Source organism: Aliivibrio sp. 1S175 (assembly GCF_001690985.1).
GTDB lineage: Bacteria > Pseudomonadota > Gammaproteobacteria > Enterobacterales > Vibrionaceae > Aliivibrio.
Window position 1 is genome coordinate 1 of the sequence record NZ_MAJS01000056.1, and the last position, 1,070, is coordinate 1,070.

General features: G+C 44.9%; 1 protein-coding gene. It reads left to right on the plus strand.

Annotation, left to right across the window (positions count from 1 at the left end; all coding sequences use genetic code 11):
* On the plus strand, positions 1-1,070 hold a 1,070-nt coding region (gene tuf / locus A6E06_RS14610; protein WP_065593228.1), incomplete at both ends, for an elongation factor Tu.

A 1,070-nucleotide genomic window follows, 5' to 3' on the forward strand; every position in this document is an offset into this window, starting at 1 on the left:
GCTAAAATTTACGGTGGCGTAGCTAAAGATTTCGCATCAATCGATAACGCTCCTGAAGAGCGCGAGCGTGGTATCACAATCTCAACTTCTCATGTTGAGTACGATACTCCTGCACGTCACTATGCACACGTTGACTGTCCTGGACACGCCGATTATGTTAAAAACATGATCACTGGTGCTGCTCAAATGGATGGTGGTATCCTAGTTGTTGCTGCAACTGATGGTCCTATGCCACAAACACGTGAGCACATCCTACTTGGTCGTCAAGTTGGTATTCCTTTCATCGTTGTGTTCATGAACAAATGTGACATGGTTGATGATGAAGAACTTCTTGAGCTAGTAGAAATGGAAGTTCGTGAACTTCTTTCTGAATACGATTACCCAGGTGATGATTTACCAGTAATCCAAGGTTCAGCTCTTGGCGCTCTAAACGGCGAAGAACAGTGGGAAGCTAAAATCATTGAGCTTGCAGAAGCTCTAGATACATACATCCCTCTTCCAGAGCGTGCTGTAGACATGCCTTTCCTACTTCCTATTGAAGATGTATTCTCAATTCAAGGTCGTGGTACTGTTGTTACTGGTCGTATCGAACGTGGTATCCTACGTGTAGGCGACGAAGTAGAAATCATTGGTATCAAAGAAACTACAGTTTCTACATGTACTGGTGTTGAAATGTTCCGTAAACTGCTTGACGAAGGTCGTGCTGGTGAGAACGTTGGTGCACTTCTACGTGGTACTAAGCGTGATGACGTTGAACGTGGCCAAGTACTTGCTGCTAAAGGTTCAATCAACCCACACACTAAATTTGAGTCAGAAGTATACGTTCTTTCTAAAGATGAAGGCGGCCGTCATACTCCTTTCTTCAAAGGCTACCGTCCACAGTTCTACTTCCGTACAACGGATGTAACTGGCGATATCACACTTCCTGAAGGTGTTGAAATGGTAATGCCTGGTGACAACGTTCAAATGACGGTTGAGCTTATTGCTCCAATCGCAATGGACGAAGGTCTACGCTTCGCAATCCGTGAAGGTGGCCGTACAGTTGGTGCTGGTGTTGTTGCTAAAATCTT